Origin of the sequence: Stenotrophomonas panacihumi, assembly GCF_001431645.1 — a bacterium.
Lineage (GTDB): Bacteria > Pseudomonadota > Gammaproteobacteria > Xanthomonadales > Xanthomonadaceae > Stenotrophomonas_A > Stenotrophomonas_A panacihumi.
This window is the reverse complement of sequence record NZ_LLXU01000024.1, coordinates 1-21,652: the sequence shown is the minus strand read 5'-3', so window position 1 is coordinate 21,652 and position 21,652 is coordinate 1. Positions and strand designations below refer to the sequence as shown.

General features: G+C 68.2%; 16 protein-coding genes and 1 pseudogene. 9 read left to right on the top strand and 8 right to left on the bottom strand.

Annotated elements, in window-relative coordinates; translation table 11 throughout:
- Nucleotides 1-99: 99 nt before the first annotated feature.
- The 5 genes from lapB to cmk form a co-directional block, all read right to left on the bottom strand.
- Nucleotides 100-1,278, bottom strand: coding sequence for a lipopolysaccharide assembly protein LapB (lapB, locus tag ARC20_RS01105; RefSeq protein WP_057643039.1), 1,179 nt, complete (start codon nucleotides 1,276-1,278; stop codon nucleotides 100-102).
- 6 nt (nucleotides 1,279-1,284) lie between these two features.
- Complete coding sequence (locus ARC20_RS01100) at nucleotides 1,285-1,578, bottom strand: lipopolysaccharide assembly protein LapA domain-containing protein (protein ID WP_057643037.1); 294 nt, start codon at nucleotides 1,576-1,578, stop codon at nucleotides 1,285-1,287.
- A 36-nt stretch (nucleotides 1,579-1,614) separates the two neighbouring features.
- Nucleotides 1,615-1,926, bottom strand: coding sequence for an integration host factor subunit beta (locus ARC20_RS01095; protein ID WP_057643035.1), 312 nt, complete (start codon nucleotides 1,924-1,926; stop codon nucleotides 1,615-1,617).
- A 98-nt stretch (nucleotides 1,927-2,024) separates the two neighbouring features.
- The gene (rpsA, locus tag ARC20_RS01090) at nucleotides 2,025-3,704 is read right to left on the bottom strand and encodes a 30S ribosomal protein S1 (protein ID WP_057643034.1); all 1,680 of its coding nucleotides are present in this window, start codon (nucleotides 3,702-3,704) and stop codon (nucleotides 2,025-2,027) included.
- 201 nt (nucleotides 3,705-3,905) lie between these two features.
- Nucleotides 3,906-4,580 (bottom strand): (d)CMP kinase, encoded by a 675-nt coding sequence (gene cmk, locus ARC20_RS01085; protein ID WP_057643031.1) that lies wholly within the window; start codon nucleotides 4,578-4,580, stop codon nucleotides 3,906-3,908.
- A 179-nt stretch (nucleotides 4,581-4,759) separates the two neighbouring features.
- Here cmk and ykgO point away from each other — a divergent pair, with 179 nt between their 5' ends.
- The 9 genes from ykgO (at nucleotide 4,760) to ARC20_RS01040 (ending at nucleotide 14,261) form a co-directional block, all read left to right on the top strand.
- The gene (gene ykgO, locus ARC20_RS01080) at nucleotides 4,760-4,885 is read left to right on the top strand and encodes a type B 50S ribosomal protein L36 (RefSeq protein ID WP_036206164.1); all 126 of its coding nucleotides are present in this window, start codon (nucleotides 4,760-4,762) and stop codon (nucleotides 4,883-4,885) included.
- Between the two features lie 152 nt (nucleotides 4,886-5,037).
- Nucleotides 5,038-5,364, top strand: a complete 327-nt coding sequence (locus ARC20_RS01075) for a hypothetical protein (RefSeq protein WP_057643028.1) — start codon at nucleotides 5,038-5,040, stop codon at nucleotides 5,362-5,364.
- A 64-nt stretch (nucleotides 5,365-5,428) separates the two neighbouring features.
- Nucleotides 5,429-6,466, top strand: a complete 1,038-nt coding sequence (locus ARC20_RS01070) for an agmatine deiminase family protein (RefSeq protein ID WP_057643023.1) — start codon at nucleotides 5,429-5,431, stop codon at nucleotides 6,464-6,466.
- 72 nt (nucleotides 6,467-6,538) lie between these two features.
- Nucleotides 6,539-7,423 (top strand): carbon-nitrogen hydrolase, encoded by an 885-nt coding sequence (locus tag ARC20_RS01065; RefSeq protein WP_057643022.1) that lies wholly within the window; start codon nucleotides 6,539-6,541, stop codon nucleotides 7,421-7,423.
- 25 nt (nucleotides 7,424-7,448) lie between these two features.
- Nucleotides 7,449-7,985 carry a GNAT family N-acetyltransferase gene (locus ARC20_RS01060; protein WP_057643019.1) on the top strand — a complete coding sequence of 179 codons (537 nt, stop codon included), beginning with the start codon at nucleotides 7,449-7,451 and terminating at the stop codon, nucleotides 7,983-7,985.
- On the top strand, nucleotides 7,985-9,205 hold the full coding sequence (locus ARC20_RS01055; protein ID WP_057643015.1) for a TraB/GumN family protein: 1,221 nt from the start codon (nucleotides 7,985-7,987) through the stop codon (nucleotides 9,203-9,205). The genes ARC20_RS01060 and ARC20_RS01055 overlap by 1 nt, the downstream gene beginning before the upstream one ends.
- Nucleotides 9,206-9,391: 186 nt before the next feature.
- Nucleotides 9,392-11,545, top strand: coding sequence for a type I secretion system permease/ATPase (locus ARC20_RS01050; protein ID WP_057643013.1), 2,154 nt, complete (start codon nucleotides 9,392-9,394; stop codon nucleotides 11,543-11,545).
- Nucleotides 11,546-11,548: 3 nt separating this feature from the next.
- Nucleotides 11,549-12,940, top strand: a complete 1,392-nt coding sequence (locus tag ARC20_RS01045) for an HlyD family type I secretion periplasmic adaptor subunit (RefSeq protein WP_057643010.1) — start codon at nucleotides 11,549-11,551, stop codon at nucleotides 12,938-12,940.
- A 115-nt stretch (nucleotides 12,941-13,055) separates the two neighbouring features.
- Entirely contained in the window at nucleotides 13,056-14,261 is a 1,206-nt protein-coding gene (locus ARC20_RS01040; RefSeq protein WP_057643007.1) for a calcium-binding protein, read from the top strand.
- A gap of 55 nt (nucleotides 14,262-14,316) precedes the next feature.
- Here the strand turns inward: ARC20_RS01040 and ARC20_RS01035 are convergent, their stop codons facing one another.
- The 3 genes and pseudogenes from ARC20_RS01035 to ARC20_RS01025 form a co-directional block, all read right to left on the bottom strand.
- Nucleotides 14,317-17,412: an efflux RND transporter permease subunit gene (locus ARC20_RS01035; RefSeq protein WP_057643003.1), complete on the bottom strand. Its 3,096-nt coding sequence runs from the start codon at nucleotides 17,410-17,412 to the stop codon at nucleotides 14,317-14,319.
- Nucleotides 17,409-20,933, bottom strand: a complete 3,525-nt coding sequence (locus tag ARC20_RS01030; RefSeq protein WP_057643001.1) for an efflux RND transporter permease subunit — start codon at nucleotides 20,931-20,933, stop codon at nucleotides 17,409-17,411. The genes ARC20_RS01035 and ARC20_RS01030 overlap by 4 nt, the downstream gene beginning before the upstream one ends.
- Nucleotides 20,930-21,640, bottom strand: a pseudogene (locus ARC20_RS01025) (efflux RND transporter periplasmic adaptor subunit); the annotation flags it as partial. The gene ARC20_RS01030 and the pseudogene ARC20_RS01025, both read right to left, overlap by 4 nt.
- Between the last annotated feature and the right edge of the window lie 12 nt (nucleotides 21,641-21,652).

The following is a 21,652-nucleotide window of genomic DNA, read 5'->3' as shown; positions in this document are numbered from 1 at the left end:
CATGCTTTCGGGCCCGCGCGAGCGGGCACGCGTGGCGCGCCCGTCACCCCCCTGCCCTCCACGCACAAAGGTAGCGCGAGGCCATCGAACCGTGCCCGGTCAGACGACGGCGTAATTCAGCAGCGGTTTGACCGTGCCCCATTCCTTGCAGCTAGGGCACTGCCAGTGGTGGGTCTTGGCGCCGAAGCCGCAACGCGTGCAGCGATAGCTCGGGTTGCGCACCAGCAACTGGTCGGTGATGTGCTTGAGGTCGTGCAGCGTGGACTGCGGGTCGCTGCCTTCGGCCAGGGTCAGGTCGATCAGCGCCGCCTCGCCACGCACCGACGGCCGGTCCTTGAGCTGGCGGCCCAGGTAGGTGCGCGCCGGGCCGGGGCCGTCCTGCGCTTCCATCAGCTGGGTGAGCGCCAGCACCGGGGCGATGCCGCGATAGTGCTCGGTCATTTCCGAAAGGAAATTGCGCGCGCCGGCGATGTCGCCGACCCGGCGATACGCCGCCAGCAGCGCCGGAATGATTTCCGGCAGGTAATCCGGGTCGTGGCGCGCGGCGCGCTCCCAGGCGCGCACGGCGGCCTCGTCGTTGCCGCGATCCACCTCGATGCGGCCTTCCAGGATGCCCGCGCGCACGGACGTGGCGTCGGCCTGGTAGGCACGCGCGACCGCTTCCAGGGCGAGGTCCGGCTTGCCGGCGCCGCGATGGCGGTCGGCCAGTTCGCACTCGAACTGCGAGATCAGCTTGCCCATCGGCTCGCCGGTGACCTGCTCGTAGCGGGTGGCGTTGTCGATGGCCTTTTCCCAGTCGCGCTCGGCCTGGTAGATGCCGATCAGGTGCTTGAGCGCCTGCGGGGCGCGCTGGTCGATCTGCGCCAGTTCGGTGAACACCGTTTCGGCGCGGTCCAGCAGGCCGGACTTCATGTAGTCCTCGCCCAGTGCCAGCAGGGCCTGCACGCGCTGCTGGTCGGTCAGGTCACTGCGCTGCACCAGGCCCTGGTGCAGGCGGATGGCGCGATCGACCTCGCCACGGCGGCGGAACAGGTGGCCCAGCGCGACCTGGGTCTCGAAGGTTTCCTTGTCCAGCTCGGCGATGTGCAGGAACAGCTCGATCGCCTTGTCCGGCTGCTCGTTTAGCAGGTAGTTCAGGCCGCGGAAGTAAGTGCTCGACAACCGGCTGACCTGGGTATCGCCGTGGCGCTGTCCGCCACGTCGGCCGATCACCCAGCCGCCCAGCGCCGCCAAGGGCAGGAACAGGAAAAACCAGAACCACTCGGTCAGGAAGTCCATCGTCGGTCAAATTCCATCAATGGGGCGCGGCTCGACCACCGGAGGGGCGGCGACACGCGCGGCGGCGACCTGCTTGTTGGCCAGCCGCAGTTTCGAATAGAGAGGAAGCACCATCACCGCCAGCACCAGGGCGCCGCCAATCAGCACGCCCGCCAGGAGGGACACGATGATGGCCACGCCGGAGGTCGTGGCGATGCTGGAGAAGGCGAAGTCGATCAGGATGGGCTGCGAGTTGAGCGCACCAATGATCAGGCCGACCAGCAGGAAGGCCAGCATCAACAACAACTGGAAGACTTTCATGGCGCGACTCCTGTCAGGGTGCGCCTAGCTTAACCGTCACTCGGCCGTATCGGCCATGTCGACCGGCACCACCGAACTGACGCGCTCGCGCAGTTCCTTGCCGGGCTTGAAGTGCGGCACATGCTTGCCGGGCAGCGCGACCGACTCGCCCGTCTTCGGGTTGCGACCCAGGCGCGGCGGACGGTAATGCAGCGAAAAACTGCCGAAGCCCCGGATCTCGATGCGGTCGCCCTGCGAGAGCGACTCGCCCATCATTTCCAGCAGCGACTTGACCGCGAGGTCGACGTCGTCCGCTTTCAGGTGGCCCTGACGGCGCGCCAGGATTTCGATCAGTTCCGACTTGGTCATGGGCAGCGTGCGCGGGGACGGGATCGCATCATGTGATCGGCCCGGACATGCGTCCGGGCCGATCGCTTACTACACAGGGCTTGCGCCCCTTCAACCCATTACTCGGACTTGTTGCCGTTCAGCTGCGCGCGCAGCAGCGCACCCAGCTGGGTCGTGCCGCCCGACGCGGACTGGTATTCCTCCAGCACTTCGCGCATTTCGGCATCGTCCTTCGCCTTGATCGACAGCTGCAGGGTGCGGCCCTTGCGGTCCATGCCCACGAACTTGGCTTCGACCTTGTCGCCGACCTTCAGGTGCTGGGTGGCGTCGTCCACGCGCTCGTTGGCGATGTCGCGCGCCGAGACGTAGCCCTCGATGCCGTCGGCCAGTTCGATGGTGGCGCCCTTGGCGTCCACTTCCTTCACCGTGCCTTCGACCTTCGAACCCTTCGGATGCGACGCCATGTACTGGCCGAACGGATCCTGCTCCAGCTGCTTCACGCCCAGGCTGATGCGCTCGCGCTCCGGATCGACCGCCAGGACGACGGCGTCCAGGGTGTCGCCCTTCTTGAAGTTGCGAACGACGTCTTCGCCGGTGGTGTTCCAGCTGATGTCCGACAGGTGGACCAGGCCGTCGATGCCGCCGTCCAGGCCGATGAAGATGCCGAAGTCGGTGATCGACTTGATCTGGCCCGACACCTTGTCGCCCTTCTTGTGGATGGCCGCGAAGGTCTCCCACGGATTGGCGGCAACCTGCTTCATGCCCAGCGAGATGCGGCGACGCTCTTCATCGACGTCCAGCACCATCACTTCGACTTCGTCACCGACCTGCACGACCTTGGACGGGTTGACGTTCTTGTTGGTCCAGTCCATCTCCGAGACGTGCACCAGGCCTTCGACGCCCGGCTCGATCTCGACGAACGCGCCGTAATCGGTGACGTTGGAGACCTTGCCGTACACGCGGCTGTTGGCCGGGTAACGACGGGCGATGTTGTCCCACGGATCCTCGCCCAGCTGCTTCAGGCCCAGCGAGACGCGGTTGCGCTCACGGTCGAACTTCAGCACGCGCACGTCCAGCTCGTCGCCGACGTTCACGACTTCGGACGGATGGCGCACGCGCTTCCAGGCCATGTCGGTGATGTGCAGCAGGCCGTCGATGCCGCCCAGGTCCACGAACGCGCCGTAATCGGTCAGGTTCTTGACGACACCCTTCAGGATCGCGCCTTCCTGCAGCTTGTCCATCAGCTGCTCGCGCTCTTCCGAGTGCTCGCTCTCGACGACAGCGCGGCGCGAAACCACGACGTTGTTGCGCTTGCGGTCCAGCTTGATGAGCTTGAACTCAAGCTCCTTGCCTTCCAGGTAGGCCGGGTCGCGCACCGGGCGCACATCCACCAGCGAACCGGGCAGGAACGCGCGGACATCCTTGATGTCCACGGTGAAACCACCCTTGACCTTGCCGCTGATGCGGCCGGTGATGGTCTCGTTCTTCTCCAACGCTTCTTCCAGCTCGTCCCACACCATCGCGCGCTTGGCCTTCTCGCGCGACAGGACGGTTTCGCCGAAGCCGTTTTCGATGGAGTCCAGCGCGACCTTGACCTGGTCGCCCACGCCCACATCGATCTCGCCAGCGTCGTTACGGAACTGCTCGATCGGCACAATGCCTTCGGACTTCAGGCCGGCGTTGATCACCACCACGTCGCCGCGGACTTCCACGACGGTACCGGTGACGATGGCGCCCGGCTTCAGCTTGGCCAGGTTGGCTTGGCTGGCTTCGAACAGTTCGGCAAAAGATTCGGTCATTTGAAATTACTCAGTTGAACACACGGACAGCCAGCCGCTCAGCGGTTGCACTGCCCACCCAGTTAGTCGACCCCGGGAAAGCAGGTCGGGTGTGAAGTGGAAATACCGTCGCGCACCTTGCGCGACGGAGCCTGTTGCTTACGACGATTTGAAACAACGCATTGCAATGCCGCGAAGGACATCCACTGCCCGCCACCTGCCTCAGGCGGCGCCTGCCAGCTTGATCACGCGCTCGACGACTTCCTCGATGCCGATGCCCGTGGTGTCGATGAGCACGGCGTCTTCGGCCGGCCGCAAGGGCGCCACGGTGCGCTGGGCATCCCGGGCGTCCCGGGCCATGATCTCGCGCAGCAGGTCATCGAATATAACCGAAACACCCTTTTCCATCAACTGCTTATGGCGCCTGTCCGCGCGCTCCTCGGCGCTGGCCGTCAGGAACACCTTGTGGGCGGCGTCCGGGAAGATCACCGTCCCCATGTCGCGGCCGTCGGCCACCAGCCCCGGGGCGCGACGGAACGAGCGCTGGCGCTCCTTCAGGGCCGAACGCACCTCCGGGATGGCGGCAATCGCCGAGGCCAGGGCGCCGGCGGTCTCCAGGCGCAGCTCGTCGGTGGCGTCCACCCCGTTGAGGATCACCCGCAGGCCGGCCGGCCCCTGCTCGATGAACTCCACGTGGGTATCGAAGGTGCAGCGGACCAGCGCCGCGGCGTCGGAGACGTCAATGTCGGCCCAGCTGGCGGCCACGCCCACCGCGCGGTACAGGGCGCCGGAATCCAGGTAGTGCCAACCCAGGCGGGCGGCGACGATACGGCTTACCGTCCCCTTGCCGGCGCCGGAGGGGCCATCGATGGTCAGGACGGGCGACAGGTCGGTCATTCAGCTTCCAGGGCACGGGGAATCCGGCATTGTATGCGCCCGCCGCCCCTCGCGGATGCAAGCAGTTGAAAGGCCGGGGAAAAGCAGGATAGAATGCGCGGCTTACTGACCCGTGGGCACGCCGCTTAGTGGAAACGGCGCGCCCCTTCCCGAATTCCACGTTTACGCCGAGGTGTGCCATGAAAGTCCTGTCCTCCCTGAAGTCGGCGAAGAACCGTCACCGCGACTGCAAGGTGGTCCGCCGCCGCGGCAAGGTCTTCGTGATCTGCAAGTCCAACCCGCGTTTCAAGGCTCGCCAGCGCTAAGCCGGCGGCCGGCCCGCCTTCGTGCGTGGCCCGCGCATCAGAAAGCCGCCTTCGGGCGGTTTTTTGTTTCTGCTTTGCTGTCATCATGGGGTGTCTGCTGTAATCGCATCCCGCATCCCGCCCATTTCTTTCGTCCGCTGGGGAGTAGTCGAATGAAGACCCGCCTTTCCGTGTTGCCCCTGCTCGCCGTGCTCGTCGCCGGCAGCGCCTGTGCCGAGACCCTGCTGGTCGACCGCGCCAACGAAAAACCCGCCGTCGCCATGCCGGTGCGCGGCCAGTCGATGGCCCAGGTCGAATCGCAGTACGGCGCCCCGCAGCAGAAGCTCGACCCGCGCGGCGGCCAGAAGCGCCAGTGGCCGACCATCAACCGCTGGGTGTACCCGGCTTTCACCGTCTACTTCGAAAAGCAGAAGGTGATCGACGTGGTCGCCAACCAGGCCGGTGCCGACGAGATCGGCCCGAAGCCGCCGATCCGCTGATTCCCGCCCCACCCCGCTCCCGGCACCGCGCCGGGGGCGACGCACCACAGAGCCAGACCCCGCGATGACCGAACAACTCCGCTTCCCGGCCGAATGGGAAGGCCAGTCCGCCGTGCTGATCGCATGGCCCCACGCCGAGACCGACTGGGCGCAGCGCCTGGGGGAAGTGGAGGAGACCTACATCGCGCTGGTCGCGGCGATCACCCGCTTCGAACGCGCGGTGATCTGCGTGGCCGACGAAGACCTGCAGACCTACGCCGAAGCCCGCCTGCGCTCGGCGCGCATCGACATGGACCAGGTTCGCTTCGTCGCCGCCGAATACGACGACACCTGGCTGCGCGACTCCGGCCCGATCACGTTGCGCCGCGCCGATGGCGGCTTCCGCCTGCTGGATTTCCGCTTCACCGGCTGGGGCGGCAAGTTCGAGGCCAGCCGTGACGACCAACTGGTCGGCGTGCTGCACGATGCCGGCCTGTTCCATGACGCCGAGGTCCAGAGCATCGATTTCGCGCTGGAAGGCGGCGCCATCGACACCGACGGCGCCGGCACCCTGCTGACCACCTGGCAGTGCCTGCACGAGCGCCATCCGCAGCGCTCGCGCGAATCGCTCACCACCGACCTGGCCACCTGGCTGGCCCAGGACCGCGTGCTGTGGCTGGACCACGGCTACCTGGAAGGCGACGACACCGACGCCCATGTCGACACCCTGGCCCGCTTCGCCGGCCCGGATGCCATCGTGTTCCAGTCCTGCGACGACCCGACCGACTCGCACTACGCCGAACTGCAGGCGATGGGCGCCGAAATCGCCGCGCTGCGCCAGGCCAACGGCCAGCCGTACCGGCTGTTCCCGCTGCCGTGGGCCGAGCCGATCCTCGACGAAGGCCGCCGCCTGGCCGCCTCCTACGCCAATTTCCTCATCGTCAACGGCGCGGTGCTGATGCCGGCCTACGGCGATGCGGCCGACGCGAAGGCCCAGGCCGTGCTGGCCGAGGCCTTCCCCGACCGCGAGATCGTGCCGGTGCCGTGCCGTGCGCTGATCTGGCAGAACGGCAGCCTGCACTGCATCACCATGCAGTTGCCCGCCGGCCTGCAGGCCGACTGAACCGCCCGGCCGCGTCGCGGCCGGCCTCGCTCCCGGCGCGCTACCCTGTGCGCCCCCCAGCGGATCGATCCCATGACCCGTCACACCCTTCCCGTCGCGCTCATCCAGGAGCGCAACCATGGCGATGCGCAGGCCAACCTGGCCGTGATCGAGGCGCGCGTGGCCGAGGCCGCCGCGCAGGGCGCCAAACTGGTCCTGCTGCAGGAACTGCATAACGGCCCCTACTTCTGCCAGCACGAGTCGGTGGGCGAATTCGACCTGGCCGAATCGATCCCCGGCCCCAGCACCGAGCGCCTCGGCGCGCTGGCCAAGCAGCACGGCGTGGTGATCGTCGGTTCGCTGTTCGAGCGCCGCGCCGCCGGCCTGTACCACAACACCGCCGTGGTGCTGGAGAAGGACGGCACGCTGCTGGGCAAGTATCGCAAGATGCACATCCCGGACGACCCGGGCTTCTACGAGAAGTTTTACTTCACCCCGGGCGACATCGGCTTCAAGCCGATCGACACCTCGGTCGGCCGCCTCGGCGTGCTGGTGTGCTGGGACCAGTGGTATCCGGAAGCCGCGCGCCTGATGGCGCTGGCCGGCGCGGAGCTGCTGCTCTACCCGACCGCGATCGGCTGGGACCCGGAAGACGCGCAGGACGAGAAGAACCGCCAGCGCGACGCCTGGGTGCTGAGCCATCGCGGCCACGCCGTGGCCAACGGCCTGCCGGTGCTCTCGTGCAACCGCGTCGGCCACGAGCCCTCGCCGCTGGGCGCCTCCGGCATCCAGTTCTGGGGCAACAGCCACGTGCTCGGCCCGCAGGGCGAGTTCATCGCCGAAGCCGGGACCGAGGCCACCGTGCTGACCTGCGAGATCGACCTGCAGCGCAGCGAGCACGTGCGCCGCATCTGGCCGTTCCTGCGCGACCGCCGCATCGACGCCTATGGCGACCTGCTCAAGCGCTACATCGACTGACCCGGACCCGAGGGAAGCCGCGCCCGTGACCGTGCAACTGCGTGAGGCCCTGGCCTCGGACATCCCGGCCATCACCGCGATCTACGCGGTCGAGGTCACCGACTACGTCAACACCTACGAGTACGAGGTGCCCGACGAGGCGGAAATGCACCGCCGCATGGACGACATCAAGGGCCGCGGCTTTCCCTACCTCGTGGCCGAACTCGACGGAAAGGTCGTCGGCTACGCCTACGCCAACACCTACCGCACCCGCGTCGCCTACCAGTGGACCGTGGAGAACTCGGTCTACGTCGACTACGGCTGCCAGGGCCGCGGCGTCGGCAGCGCGCTGATGCAGGGCCTGATCGACGCCTGCGTGGCGCGCGGCTACCGGCAGATGGTGGCGGTGATCGGCGAGCCCACCAACACCGCCTCGATCAAGCTGCACGAGCGCTTCGGTTTCCACCTGGTCGGCATCTTCAAGGGCCTGGGCCGCAAGCACGGCCGCTGGCTGGACACGGTGCAGATGCAACGCCCGCTCGGCCCCGGCGCCGACCAACCTCCCGCGGAAGAAGTGAAGTAATGGAACATTCGTTCAACGCCGAGCACGACGACCTGCTGTCGGGCCAGCCGCACCGCATCGTCGAACGCGACGGCGTGCGCTACACCCTGCTGGGCACCGCGCACGTTTCCCAGGCCAGCGTGGCCGCCGTGGAGAAGGCCATCGACAGCGGCCGCTTCGACGCCGTGGCCGTGGAGCTGGACACCCAGCGCCTGCAGGCCATGACCGACCCGGACGCGCTGTCCAAGCTCGACCTGGTGCAGGTGATCCGCAAGGGCCGCGTGGCGCTGTTCGCCGCCAACCTGGCGCTGGCCGCCTACCAGCGGCGCCTGGCCAAGCAGCTGGGCATCGAGCCGGGGGCTGAGCTCAAGCAGGCCGTCGGCCTGGCCAAGGCGCAGCACCTGCCGGTCTACCTGATCGACCGCGAAGTGGGCACTACCTTCAAGCGCGCCTCGGCGCGGCTGGGCCTGTTCGGCAAGCTCAAGCTCGCAGGCGGGCTGCTGACCGGCCTGTTCGCCAGCGACGATGTCGGCGAGGAGGAGATCGAGAAGCTCAAGCAGGGCGACATGCTGGAAGCCAGCTTCGGCGATTTCGCCAGCGAAAGCCCCGAGCTGTACGACACCATCATCGCCGAGCGCGACCGCTACATGGCCACGCGCCTGCGCGAGGAAGCCGGCCAGGGCCCGCGCGAAGTGCTCGCGGTGGTGGGCGCCGGCCATCTCGCCGGCCTGGCGCGCCACCTCGGCGAAGACACCGAGGACCCGGGCGTACTGCGCGAGCAGCTGGAATTCGTGCAGCAACGCCGGCGCATCCCGTGGATCACGCTGGGCATCCTGGCGGTGATCATCGCCGGCATTGGCCTGGGCTTCTGGCGCGGCGGCCTGTCGATGGGTACCGACCTGCTGCTGCAGTGGGCGATGTACACCGGCGGCCTGGCCGCGCTGGGCGCGTTGATCGCCGGCAGCCATCCGCTGAGCATCCTCACCGCCGCGGTGGTCGCCCCCTTCAAGCCGTTCCGGCTGAGCGTGCCGACGGGCGCGTTCGCCGCGCTGGTGGAAGTGCACATGCGCAAGCCGGCCTATGGCGATTTCCTCACCCTGCGCGACGACGCCCAGACGCTTCGTGGCTGGTACCGCAACCGCGTCTCGCGCGTCGTGCTGACCTTCCTGCTGACCAACCTGGGAAGCATGACCGGCGTCTGGTTGGCGGGTTTGCAGATCCTGCATCGCCTGCAAGGCTGAGCGTCAACGAAAGCCCTCCGGAAAAGGCCCGCGATCGAAAAATCGCGGGCCTTTTCCTTTCCTTGCGCGATGTTCGCCGCGCCATGCCCGGTGCGTCGTCGCCCCGGCCGCGCGGCTGAGAAATATCCAATATCGGTGAACACACTACGTTCCTAGCATGCGAGCTCTCCTCCTGGCCGCATCCCCGTGAACGCCCCCGCTGCATCTACTCCCTCGCCTTCCGATGCCCGCCTGCTTTCCGGCGCGGCGAGTTTGGCGACGCTGGCGCAGCTGCACGGCGTGACCACCTCCTACGAAGCACTGCTGCGCGAACTGGACGTCGCCGCAAGCCGGGACGGCCTACCCGCCGCGGAACTCGTCCTCGCCGCACGCCGCCTGGGCATGAAGTGCCGGGCGGTCGATATCCTGCCCGAACGCCTCCCCCACACCCCGCTGCCGGCAATCGGCCTGGACCGGCACGGCCGATACTTCGTACTGGCCAAAGCGGCCGGCTCGCGCACGCTGCTGCACGACCCGCTCGATGGCCGCACCTGGACGGCCGATACGGCCGAGCTGCAGGCCTACTGGAGCGGCCGTGTGCTGCTCGTGCAGTCGCAGGCCTCGCTGACCGGCGCGTTGGCCCGCTTCGACCTGTCCTGGTTCATCCCCGCCATCGTGCGCCACCGCCGCGTGCTGGGCGAGGTGCTGGTCGCCTCGCTGGCGCTGCAGCTGTTCGCGCTGGTCACGCCGCTGTTCTTCCAGGTCGTCATGGACAAGGTGCTGGTCAACCGCGGCCTGTCCACGCTGGACGTGGTGTCGGTCGGGCTGCTCGGCGTGATGCTGTTCGAAAGCGCGCTCTCGGCACTGCGCGCCTACCTGCTCGCCCATACCGCCAGCCGGCTCGACGTGGAACTCGGTTCGCGGCTGTTCCGCCACCTGGTGGCGCTGCCACTGGCGTATTTCCAGTCGCGTCGCGTCGGCGACTCGGTCGCCCGCGCGCGTGAGCTGGAGAACATCCGCGCCTTCCTGACGGGCAGCACGCTGACGCTGCTGCTCGACGTCCTGTTCTCCGTCTGCTTCCTCGGCGTGATGTTGTTCTACAGCGGCTGGCTCACGTTGCTGGTACTGGCGTCGATCCCGGTGTACGTCCTGATCTCGCTCGGCATCACGCCGGTGCTGCGCCGCCGGCTGGAGCGCAGCTTCGAGCGCAACGCCGAAACCCAGGCCTTGCTGGTGGAAACGGTCAGCGGCATCGACACGGTCAAGGCGATGGCGGTGGAACCGCAGTTCACCCGCCGCTGGGACGAACGGCTGGCCGCCTACGTCGCGGCGAACTTCCGCGCGCAGAACCTGGCCAATCTCGCGGGCGAGTCGGTCTCGCTGGTCGGCAAGCTGGTGACGGTCGGCACGCTGTGGCTGGGTGCGCGCCTGGTCATCGAAGGGCAACTGAGCGTGGGCCAGCTGATCGCCTTCAACATGCTGGCCGGGCGCATCGGCCAGCCGATCATGCGCCTGGCCCAGTCCTGGACGCAGTTCCAGCAGACCGGCGTGTCGATGGAACGGCTCGGCGACATCCTCAACACCGTGCCCGAGGGCGGCCGCGCCGACCGCACGGTGCTGCCCGCGTTGCAGGGCGCGGTGGAATTCCAGCAGGTGCGCTTCCGTTACCGTCCGGAGGGCGAGGACATCCTGCACGGCGTCGACCTGGCCATCGCGCCCGGCGAGATGATCGGCATCGTCGGTCCCTCCGGCTCCGGCAAGAGCACGCTGACCCGGCTGGTGCAGCGACTGTACTCACCGCACCACGGCCGCGTGCTGGTGGACGGCATCGACCTGGCCAACGTCGATGTCGCCTCGCTGCGCGCGCAGATCGGCGTGGTGCTGCAGGAAAACCTGCTCTTCCGCCGCAGCGTGCGCGACAACATCGCCCTGGCCGCGCCAAACGCCTCGATGGAACGCGTGATGCACGCCGCGGCAACTGCCGGCGCGCACGAGTTCATCGCCGCGCTGCCGCAGGGCTACGACACGCTGGTCGAGGAACATGGCACCTCTTTGTCTGGCGGGCAGCGCCAGCGCATCGCCATCGCCCGCGCGCTGATCGGCGACCCCCGCATCCTGATCTTCGACGAGGCCACCAGCGCGCTCGACTACGAATCCGAGCGCGTGATCCACGACAACATGCGGACCATCCGCCAAGGCCGCACGGTCATCGTGATCGCCCATCGCCTGAGCGCGGTGCGCGACGCGGACCGCATCGTGGTCATGGACCAGGGCCGCATCGTCGAACAGGGCGACCACCACAGCCTGCGCGCGCTGCCTGGCGGCCATTACGCGCGCCTCCAGCAACTGCAGCAGGGCTGAGCCATGTCCCTGCCCGCCACGCTGCAACGGATGTCCGACGCCTGGCGCGAAAGCTGGCGCCAGCGCCGCGAATTGGAAGGGCCGCGCCTGCTGGCGCATGAGCGCGATTTCTTGCCCGCCGCGGACGCCCTGCGCGAGACCCCGCCGCATCCGGCGCCGCGCTGGCTGCTGGGCGCGATCCTCCTGCTGGCCGCCAGCACGCTGCTGTGGGCGACGCTTGGCCGCCTGGACGTGGTCTCCGTGGCCGAGGGAATGGTCCTGGCGGTGGGGCGCAGCAAGCCGATCCAGACCGACGTGACCGCCGTGGTGAGCCAGGTCCACGTGCAGGAGGGCCAGCGCGTCCGCGCCGGCCAGCTGCTGGTCGAATTCGACCCCAGCGCGACGGCGTCGGAACTGGCCAAGGTGGAGGAGCAGCGGGAAGTCGCCGCGCTGGACGAGGCGCGCGCGCGTGCGCTGTTGCAGGCCAGCGAGGGCGGCGCGCCCGGGCCGCCGGTGCTTCCGGACATGCCGGCCGACGCGCGCCAACAGTGGCAATCGCGCCTGCAGGCGCAGCAGGCCGAACTGCAGGCGGCGCGCGCGGGCGCGGCGTCAACCGTCGCCGAGCGCCAGGCCGAGGTCGTCGCCACGCGCGCCAGCATCGATGCCCTGCGCCAGAGCCTGCCGATCAGCCGCGAGATGGCCGCCGACTACAAGCGCCTGCTGGCCGGCAAGTATGTCGCGCGCCATGCCTGGCTTGAACGCGAGCGCGTGGCGCTGGAGCAGGCGCAACAACTGGCCGCGCAGCAGGCCAGGCTTGCCCAGGCGCAGGCCGCCCAGGCGCAGGCGCTGCAGCAGCTCCAGCAGTTCGACGCGCAGCGCCGCGCCGAACTGCTCGCGCAGGCGCAGGAGGCCGCGCAACGCCTGTCCGCCCATGAGCAGGATCTGCGCCGCCTGCGGCAGCGCGATGCCCCCACCCGCCTGGCCGCGCCGGTCGACGGCATCGTCCATCAGCTGGCGGTGACCGCGCCAGGCGCCGTCGTGACGCCGGCCCAGCCAATCATGCAGATCGTGCCGGCCGATGCGCCGTCGGAGATCGAGGCCTTTCTCGCCAATCGCGACGTCGGCTTCGTCCAGGTCGGCCAGCCGGTGAACATCAAGGTGGACACCTTCGACTTCACCCGATTCGGCATGTTGACCGGGCGCGTCACCGCGCGGTCGCCGGATGCGATCAACGACCCGCAACGCGGCCCCGTCTACGCGGTTCGAATTCGGCTCGACGCACGGCAGGGCACCCCCTTGGCACTCGCGCCCGGGATGAGCGTGCGCGCGGAAATCCGCACGGGTCGCCGCCGCATCCTCCAGTACTTCCTCTCGCCCCTGCAACGACGCATCAGCGAGAGCGCGCGCGAGCGCTGACGCCCGCTTCCAGGAACGCCCCTTCATCCAGGAGATCTCCCCGACCCCAAAGACGCAACGTCCGCACGGTCACTGCGGCCGGCGGTTCAACCTCCCAGTCCAAAGGAAAAACACCATGTTCAACTTCCTCTCCCAGTTCCAGGCGCAGCTGCGCCAGTTCAATGCGCGTCTCGCCCAGCGGACCCGCAGCCTCACCGCGAACATCCCGCAGGGTGAATCCGGCGTGTGGTTCAACGGCCAGAAAGTGAGCTCGCTGCCGGCCCTGCCAGCGCTGCCGACTCTGCCGACTCTGCCGATCGTCCCGACCCTGCCGGCGGATGCGGCGATTGCGCCGCCACTGCCCGCAGTGGCCACGCCCCCGGTGCCGTCCGTTCCCCTGCCGCCCCCGTTCGATATCCCCGCGAGCACCGCGCAGCCGCCGGCCATCACGCCGAAGACGGCGGGCCGGAATTTCGTGGGCGGGCTCGGCCGCGACGTGCTGACCACCGGTGCCGGAGACGACGTGCTCAACGGCGGGATGGGCAATGACACGCTCGATGCCGGCGCGGGCAACAACATCGTCCAGGGCGGCATGGGCAACGACATGCTCACCGTCGGCCAGGGCGACAACAACGTGGACGGTGGCATGGGTGACGACATCGTCCGTGCCGGCGATGGTCGCAACCGCCTGTACGGTGGCATGGGCAACGACAGCATCAGCGCCGGCAACGGCGGGAACCTGGTCGATGCCGGCATGGGCGACGACCGCGTGGTCACCGGCAGCGGCAACGACACCCTGACCGGCGGCATGGGCAACGACCGGTTGTCCGCGGGCGGTGGCAGCGATACCTATCGATTCGACAACGCCTTCGGCGCTGACGTGATCGACAATCGCGATGCCAGCGCCAGCACTGATCGGGTCGAGTTCTCCACCGCGTCGGGGATCCAGGCCCAGCAACTGTGGTTCCGCCGCGACGGGGCGGACCTGGTCGTGGACGCGGTGGCCTCCGAGGACAAGTCGGTCTTCGGGTGGTCCTCGGGCATCAGCGGCGTGAACTTCGGCAGCGGCAACGTTTTCGGCAACATCTTCAACGGAAGTGTCGCCGGCAAGGCCGCCCCGCAGCGCGAAGGCTCCATCACCCTGCGCAACTGGTACAGCGACCCGGCCAGCCAGGTCGACCTGTTCCAGGATGCGTCGGGTCGCACGCTGCAGAAGGGCCAGGTAGATGGCCTGGTGTCGGCGATGGCGGGGTTCGGCGGCGTGCCGGCAAGCCTGTCCAGCCTGAGCGATGCCCAGCGCCAGCAGCTCGACGTGGTGATCGCCCGCAACTGGGCAGCCTGATCCGGCGGGGATCCAGGCAACGGCCGCTTCCCCCGGGAAGCGGCCGTTCCTGTTCCTAGCCGGCGATCGCCGAGGCCACCGCTTCGCGCGCGGACCTGCCGCGTGCACGGCGCACCAGCCGCGCCGCGCCGCTGCTCATGTCATCGAGCATGGCGTAGATCGTCGGCAGGAACAGCAGGCTGACCACGGTCGAGAACGCCAGGCCACCGGCGATGGCGCGCGCCATCGGGTAGTACGGCGGGCCGTCGCCGAACATCTGCGTGGTGGTCAGCGAGATCGGCACCATCGCCAGGATTGCCGTGCCCATGGTCATCATGATCGGGCGCAGGCGCTCGCGTGAACCTTCCACCAGCGCATCGGTGCGACTCTTGCCGCGCCGGCGCAGGTTGTTGATGTGCTCGATCATCACGATGCCGTTGTTCACCACCACGCCCATCAGCACCAGGATGCCGATGAAGGACATGATGCCGAACGTGGTGCCGGTCAGCGCGAACAACCAGAACACGCCGAAGATCGAGAACAGCACGCCGCTCATGATCGCCGCCGGGAACAGCAGCGACTCGAACACCGCCGCCATCACCACGTAGATCAACAACAGCGCGATCACCAGGTTGAACAGCATCTGCTGCATCGCCTCGCCGTCGTCCTGGTAGTCGGCACCGTCGAAGGTGTAGCTGTAGCCGGCCGGGAAGCTCATGTTCTTGAGCACCGCCTCCATGGCCTTGCGGCCATCGGGCTGGGTCACCTTCTCGCCCAGGTTGGCCTTGATGGTCAGGGTGGTCTGGCGGTTGGTGCGGCCGATCTGCGTGGCCGAGGGGCGCATCTGCACGTCCACCAGGCTCAGCAGCGGCACGGTGCGGCCATCCTTGGTGCGCACGGTGAAGCTGTCCAGGTCCTCCGGCTTGGTGTTCTCCGCACCGGCGAAGCGCACCCACACCGGCACTTCGTTGTCGCCGCGGCGGAACTCGCGGATCGGAGAGCCACGCAGCGCCAGGCCGACGAACTTGGCCACCTCGTCGGCACTGAAGCCGAACGCCGCCGCGCGCTCGCGGTCGACGCGGATCGCCAGCTCGCTGGTGCGGTCGCCGTTGTCGATGTGCACGTCGCGCAGTTCCTTGCGCTGGGCCAGCAGCGGCAGCACTTCCTCGCCGATCTCCTGCAGCGCCTGGGTCGAATCGCCCACGAGCTGCACCTGCACGCCGTTGCCACCGCCGTTGTTGTTGCCGCCGTTGTTGCCGATGCTGTAGTCGGCACGCGCCGAGCGTGGCATCTCCTTGCGGATCGTCTCCAGGATCGCGGCGGTGTCCTTGGCCTTGACCTTGTCGGTATCGAAGGTGATGACGGTGCTGCCGCTTTCCTGCTCGCTGTACCACGAGTACAGCTGGGCGATGTGGAAGCGCTCGCGGTTCTTCTCCAGGTAGCCCTCCACGCGGGCGACCTCCTGGCTCAGCTGCTCGCGGGTGTAGGAGCCCTTCCACTGGTAGCCGATGAAGGCTTCCTTGCCGCCGTCGCCGCCGAACATGTCCACCTTGGTCAGCTTCATCGGCACCAGGCTGACCAGCACCACCATGATGATGCCGAACACGCTCCAGCCCCGGTGCTCCAGCGTCCAGCGCAGCAGGCGGGCGTAGTGCCCCTGCAGGCGGGCGATCATGCCCTTGTTGGAGTTCACCAGCGCCGGGGTCTTCATGCGCGCCGAGAGCATCGGGATCAGGCTGATGGCCACCAGCCACGACGCCAGCAGCGACACCGAGATGGTGATGGCGATCTGCGCCATGAAGATGCTGATGTTGTTGGTCTCGCCGAACAGGTTCGGCAGGAACACGATGCAGTGGCACAGGGTGCCGGCGCTCAGCGCGATGGAGACGTTGCGGGTACCGACCAGCGAGGCGCCGATCGGGTTGTCGGGCATGCGCTCGCGTTCCTGGTAGATGCTCTCCACCACCACCACCGCGTTGTCCACCAGCATGCCGACGGCCAGCAGCAGGCCCATCATGGTCAGGATGTTCAGCGTGACGCCGACGAAGTACATGAAGCCCAGGGTGATCGCGAAGCAGATCGGGATCGCCAGGGTCACCATCAGCGTCGAGGGCCAGTGGCGCAGGAAGAAGAACAGCACGGTGATCGACAGCAGCAGGCCGATCGCGCCGGCCTCGGCCAGTTCGGCCAGCGAGGAGGTCACGTCCTTGCCCTGGTTGGCGATGACCTTGATCTGCACGTCGCTCATCGCCGGTTGCTTGCGGATCGCCTCGACCTCCTTCAGGGCCAGGCGCGAGACTTCCACCAGGTTGGCGTTGCGCTCCTTGAAGATGTCCAGGCCGATGGCCGGGCGCCCGTCCAGGCGCCGGCCGTAGACCATGCGCGTGGGCTTCAGGCGCACGTCGGCGATGTCGCCCAGGCGCAGGCCCTTGTTGTTGAGCACCAGGTCGCGCAGCTCCTGCAGGTCGCGCAGCTCGCCCACCGGCTGCACGCGGATGCGCTGGCCGTTGTCGTCGATCTGCCCGGCCGAGACCGAGAAGTTGAGCTTGCCGAGCTTCTCGCTCAGGTCATTGAGGCTCAGGTCGTGCGCGCTCAGGCGGTCGGGCTTGATCGCGATCTCGACCTCGTTCGGCGGCGCGCCGGAAATCTCCACGCGCGCCACGCCCGGCAGGCGCTCGATGCGCTGCTTGAACTCGCGGTCGAGCATGTCGTACGCGCCGGTCAGGTCGGCCTGGCTGGCCAGGCGCACACGCAGGATCGCCTCGTCGCTGCTGGACCACTTGTAGACGTGGTAGCGCTGCAGGTCGTCGGGCAGGTCGTCGCGGATCGCATCCAGGCGCTGGCGCGCGTCGGAGGCGGCGATGGCGATGTCGCGGTCCCAGTCGGAGAACTCGATGTAGATGTTGGCGCCATCGGCGGTGGCCACCGAGCGCATGCGCTTGATGCCGGTCATCGTGGCCAGCGCTTCTTCCGCCGGCCGCACCAGGTTGCGTTCCACCTCGTCCGGGGTCGAGCCGGTGTACGGCAGCTCGACGAACAGGAACGGCGCGGAGATGTCCGGCAGCGCCTCGAGCGGCAGCCGGAACGAGGCGATCAGGCCCACCACGACCAGCGACACGAAGCACATGATCGTGGTGACCGGCCGGCGGATGGAGAACTCGGCGATGCTCATGCCGTCTCCAGTGCGCCGCCGGCGCCTTCGCCCGTCGTGCCCGGCCCGCCGTGGCGGGCGCGCATGCGCCGGCCACGTTCCAGGTAGTAGGCATCGCCGCGGCGATCCATCAGGTCATACACCACCGGGATGACCAGCAGGGTCAGCAGCGTGGACACCAGCAGGCCGCCGATCACGGTGATCGCCATCGGCGCGCGTACCTCGGCGCCTTCGCCCAGCGCCAGGGCCAGCGGCGCGAAGCCGAACAGCGTGCACAGCGTGGTCATCACGATCGGGCGCAGGCGCGAGCGTGCGCCTTCCACCAGCGCCTCGTGCTTGGCCACGCCTTCCTCGCGCAGCTGGTTGACCTTGTCGATCAGGATGATCGCGTTCTTGGTCACCAGGCCCACCAGCAGGATCAGGCCGATGAACACCACCACCGAGATCGGCTTGCCGGTCAGCAGCAGGGCGAGCACCGCGCCCACCAGCGCCAGCGGGATGGTGAACAGGATGACGAACGGATGCAGCAGCGATTCGAACTGCGAGGCCATCACCAGGTAGACCAGGAAGATCGCCAGGCCGAAGGCGAACACCAGCGCGCGCACCGATTCGGCCAGCTCTTCGCCCTGCCCGCCGATGTGCATGCCGATGCCGGCGGCCAGCGGGTCGGCCTTCACCATCTGCTCGACCTCGCGCACCGCACCGCCCAGGTCGATGTCGCGCAGGTTGGCCGAAACGATCGCCACGCGGGTCTGGTCGGCGCGATGGATCTCGCTCGGGCCGGTGGTGGCCACGACCTCGGCCACCGAGGCCAGCGTCACCGGACGGCTGCTGCCCGGGTTGACGATCAGCCGGCGGATGTCCTCCACGCTGGCGCGGTCGCTCTGCTGGGCCCGCACGAGCACGTCGATCTTGCGGTCGCGGAAGCTGTAGCGCGTGGCGACGTCGCCGCGCACCTTCTTCACCACCACGTCGGCGATCTGCCGGGTGGTCAGGCCGAGCGCACCGGCGCGTTCCTGGTCGAAGCGGATCTGGATTTCCGGGAAGCCCTCCTCCACCGTCGACTTCACGTCGGCGTAGTGGCGGTTGTTGCGCAGCATCGCCGCCAGCTTCTGGCCGGCATGCTCCAGCTCGGCGAGGTCCTGCCCGCGCAGCTCCACTTCCAGCGGCGTGGAGAAGGAGAACAGCGCCGGGCGGGCGAAGTCCACCTGCACGCCCGGGCGACCGGCCATGGTCGCGCGCAGCTTCTCGGTCTCGGAAGCTTCCAGCTTCTGGCTGCCGCCGCCGGCCATCACCACGGTGAGCTTGCCGATGTTCTCGCCGCTCTCGGTGGGGTTGGCATCCAGGCGGGTACCGCTGCCGGACACGCCATACAGCGCGGAGATGCCGTCATCCTTGCCATGCTTGAGCTGCAGCTCGCGCACCAGGGCGTCGGTCTGCGCCAGCGGGGTACCGGCGGGCAGCTTGACGGTCATGTCGAAGCGGTCCTGCGCCAGCTGCGGGATCAGGTCCGCGCCCAGCATCGGCACCGCGAACACGGTCGCCACGAAGATCGCGGTCGCCATGCCCAGCACGCGCCACGGATGCGCCAGGGCACCGGGCAGCAGGCGCAGGTAGCCGCGCTCGGCGTACTGGTAGGGCCACATCGCCGCATCGCTGAAGCGGCGCATCACCGGGGCGACGAAGAACACCACGCCGCGCCATGCGCGCACCACCAGCCAGGCGATGCCGAAGAAGCCGTAGCGGAACGCGGCGGCGAACAGCCAGCGGATCGCCGCGAACGGCTTCATCCAGCCGCGCGCCGGCTTCCACTGCGGATGCGGCGGCTCTTCCGGGAAGGCCATCGGCGGACGGCCCTTCAACGAGCTCAGCATCGGGATCAGCGTCATCGACACCACCAGCGAGATCGCGATGGCGATCGCCACGGTCAGCGCCTGGTCGCGGAACAGCTGGCCGGCGATGCCCTCGACGAACACCAGCGGCAGGAACACCGCGATGGTGGTCAGCGTGGAGGCCATCACCGCCATGCTCACCTCGCGGGTGCCGACGATCGCCGCCTCCAGCACGCCCAGCCCGCGTTCGCGCGCCTTGGCGATGCTTTCCAGCACGACGATGGAGTCGTCCACCACCAGGCCGGTGGCCAATGCCAGGCCGCCGAGCGACATCACGTTCAGGCTCAGGCCCATCTGGCCCATGAAGAAGAACGTGGTGATGATCGACACCGGCAGCGACAGGCTGATCACGAACGTGCTCCAGCCATCGCGCAGGAACAGGAAGATGATCAGGATCGCCAGCACGCCGCCGATCATGCCGTCGTGCTTGACCGAGGTGATCGCCTCCTCGATGAAGTGCGACTGGTCCTCGATGGTGGTGATTTCCACGTCCACCGGCACGGTCGACTTGATCTGCTCCAGGCGCTTGCGCAGCGCCGCGGCCGTGGCCACGGTGTTGGCGTCGCCTTCCTTGTAGATCGCCAGCTCGACGGCTTCCTTGCCGCCCAGGCGGATGATCGCCTCGCGTTCCTTGTAGCCCTGGCGCACGTCGGCCACGTCCTTCAGCCGCACCGGCAGGCCGCCGGCGATGCTGCTGGTGTTGGCGCTCGACGAGCTCTGCACCTCGGCCGCCGCCGCCATCGCCGCCTGCGAGCCGGTCGCCGCGGCGATCGCGTACATCTGCTGCATGGCCGCGTCGGCGCCGCCACCGCTGGTGCTGGTGGTGGTGACGAGCAGGTTGCGGATTTCCTCCAGGTTGGCGAACTGGTTGACGGTGCGCACCAGGTAACGCTGCGAACCCTCCTCCAGGCGGCCGCCGGAGATGTTGATGTTCTCTTCCTTGAGGCGGGTGATGACGTTGTCGATCGGCAGGTTGAGCTGGGCCAGCTTCTGCTGGTCGATATCGACCTGGATTTCATCCTCCAGGCCGCCGCCCACCTTCACCGCCGCCACGCCGGACACCGGTTCGAGCTTCTTCTTCAGGTCCTCGTCGGCGTAGCGGCGCAGCATGGTCAGCTGGCGGATCGCCTCGGCGTCGTCGCGCGCATCGCCCTTGGGCGAGAGCACCAGGCGCATGATCGGCTCGGTGGACGGATTGAAGCGCAGCAGCACCGGGGCCTTGGCCTCCAGCGGCAGGTTGAGCGCTTCCATCTTGTCGCGCACTTCCAGCGTGGCCTGGTCCATGTTGGTGCCCCAGGCGAACTCCAGCACCACGTCGCTCTGGCCGGTCCGCGAGACCGACTTGAGCTTGCGCAGGTTCTTCACCACGCCGACGGCTTCTTCCACCGGCTCGGTCACCAGGGTCTCGATTTCCGCCGGCGCAGCGCCGGTGTACTCGGTGCGCACGGTGAGCGTGGGATAGCTCAGGTCGGGCAGCAGGTTGACCTTCAGCCCGTTCAGCGCGATCACGCCGAACAGCAGCATGGTCACGGTGATCATCGCGATGGTGACGCGGCGGCGGGTGGCGAATTCCACCAGGCCGCCACCGCTCGCGCCCGGGGGCGCGTGCGAGGCCGGATCACGGCCGTGATCGGAGCCTGCGCTGGTCATGAACGCTTGCCTTCATCGCCCTGGGCGATCGCGGTGGCGGCTTCGACCTTGGCCTGCGGCTCGCCGATGACCTGCACCTGCGTGCCGTCGCGCAGCGCGACCTTGCCGGCGGTGACGACCTGGTCGCCCTCCTTCAGGCCTTCGCGCACTTCCACCCACTGGCCTTCGGCGTAGCCCAGCTTCACCGGCACGCGCGCCACCTTGCCCTCGCGCACGCGGAACACCGCCGGGTCGCCGTCTTCCAGCAGCGCCAGGCGCGGCACCACCAGGGCGTCGGCGCGCTGGTCGTAATCGATGCGGATGCGGCCGAACATGCCCGGCTGCAGCGCCTCGGCTTCGTCGCCGAAGGCGCAGATCACGCGGAACGTACCGCTGCCCGAATCGACCACCGGCGCCACGCGGTCCACCTTGCCGGTGAAGCGCTTGCCCGGCAGCGCGTCGGCCAGCAGCGTGACCGGCTGGCCGGCCTTGAGCGTGGCCAGTTCGCGCTCGGGCACGTTGAGCGTGGCTTCCAGCTTGGAATCATCGACGATGCGGAAGATCGGCGTGTTGATCTGCACGAAGTTGCCGTCCTTGATCGAACGCGAGGCAATCACGCCGCTGATCGGCGCCACCACCGTCGTGTAGGACAGCTCCAGCGCCGCCATGCGGTATTGCGCGCGGGCGTTCTCCACGTCGAACTTGAGCTGGTCCACCTCGGCGGCGCTGGAGTTGTCCTA

What these genes read in the sequence shown, in the direction of transcription:
- lapB (WP_057643039.1), bottom strand. Translation starts at nt 1,278, where the DNA reads ATGGACTTCCTGACCGAGTGGTTCTGGTTTTTCCTGTTCCTGCCCTTG.
- ARC20_RS01100 (WP_057643037.1), bottom strand. Translation starts at nt 1,578, where the DNA reads ATGAAAGTCTTCCAGTTGTTGTTGATGCTGGCCTTCCTGCTGGTCGGC.
- ARC20_RS01095 (WP_057643035.1), bottom strand. Translation starts at nt 1,926, where the DNA reads ATGACCAAGTCGGAACTGATCGAAATCCTGGCGCGCCGTCAGGGCCAC.
- rpsA (WP_057643034.1), bottom strand. Translation starts at nt 3,704, where the DNA reads ATGACCGAATCTTTTGCCGAACTGTTCGAAGCCAGCCAAGCCAACCTG.
- cmk (WP_057643031.1), bottom strand. Translation starts at nt 4,580, where the DNA reads ATGACCGACCTGTCGCCCGTCCTGACCATCGATGGCCCCTCCGGCGCC.
- ykgO (WP_036206164.1), top strand. Translation starts at nt 4,760, where the DNA reads ATGAAAGTCCTGTCCTCCCTGAAGTCGGCGAAGAACCGTCACCGCGAC.
- ARC20_RS01075 (WP_057643028.1), top strand. Translation starts at nt 5,038, where the DNA reads ATGAAGACCCGCCTTTCCGTGTTGCCCCTGCTCGCCGTGCTCGTCGCC.
- ARC20_RS01070 (WP_057643023.1), top strand. Translation starts at nt 5,429, where the DNA reads ATGACCGAACAACTCCGCTTCCCGGCCGAATGGGAAGGCCAGTCCGCC.
- ARC20_RS01065 (WP_057643022.1), top strand. Translation starts at nt 6,539, where the DNA reads ATGACCCGTCACACCCTTCCCGTCGCGCTCATCCAGGAGCGCAACCAT.
- ARC20_RS01055 (WP_057643015.1), top strand. Translation starts at nt 7,985, where the DNA reads ATGGAACATTCGTTCAACGCCGAGCACGACGACCTGCTGTCGGGCCAG.
- ARC20_RS01045 (WP_057643010.1), top strand. Translation starts at nt 11,549, where the DNA reads ATGTCCCTGCCCGCCACGCTGCAACGGATGTCCGACGCCTGGCGCGAA.
- ARC20_RS01040 (WP_057643007.1), top strand. Translation starts at nt 13,056, where the DNA reads ATGTTCAACTTCCTCTCCCAGTTCCAGGCGCAGCTGCGCCAGTTCAAT.
- ARC20_RS01035 (WP_057643003.1), bottom strand. Translation starts at nt 17,412, where the DNA reads ATGAGCATCGCCGAGTTCTCCATCCGCCGGCCGGTCACCACGATCATG.
- ARC20_RS01030 (WP_057643001.1), bottom strand. Translation starts at nt 20,933, where the DNA reads ATGACCAGCGCAGGCTCCGATCACGGCCGTGATCCGGCCTCGCACGCG.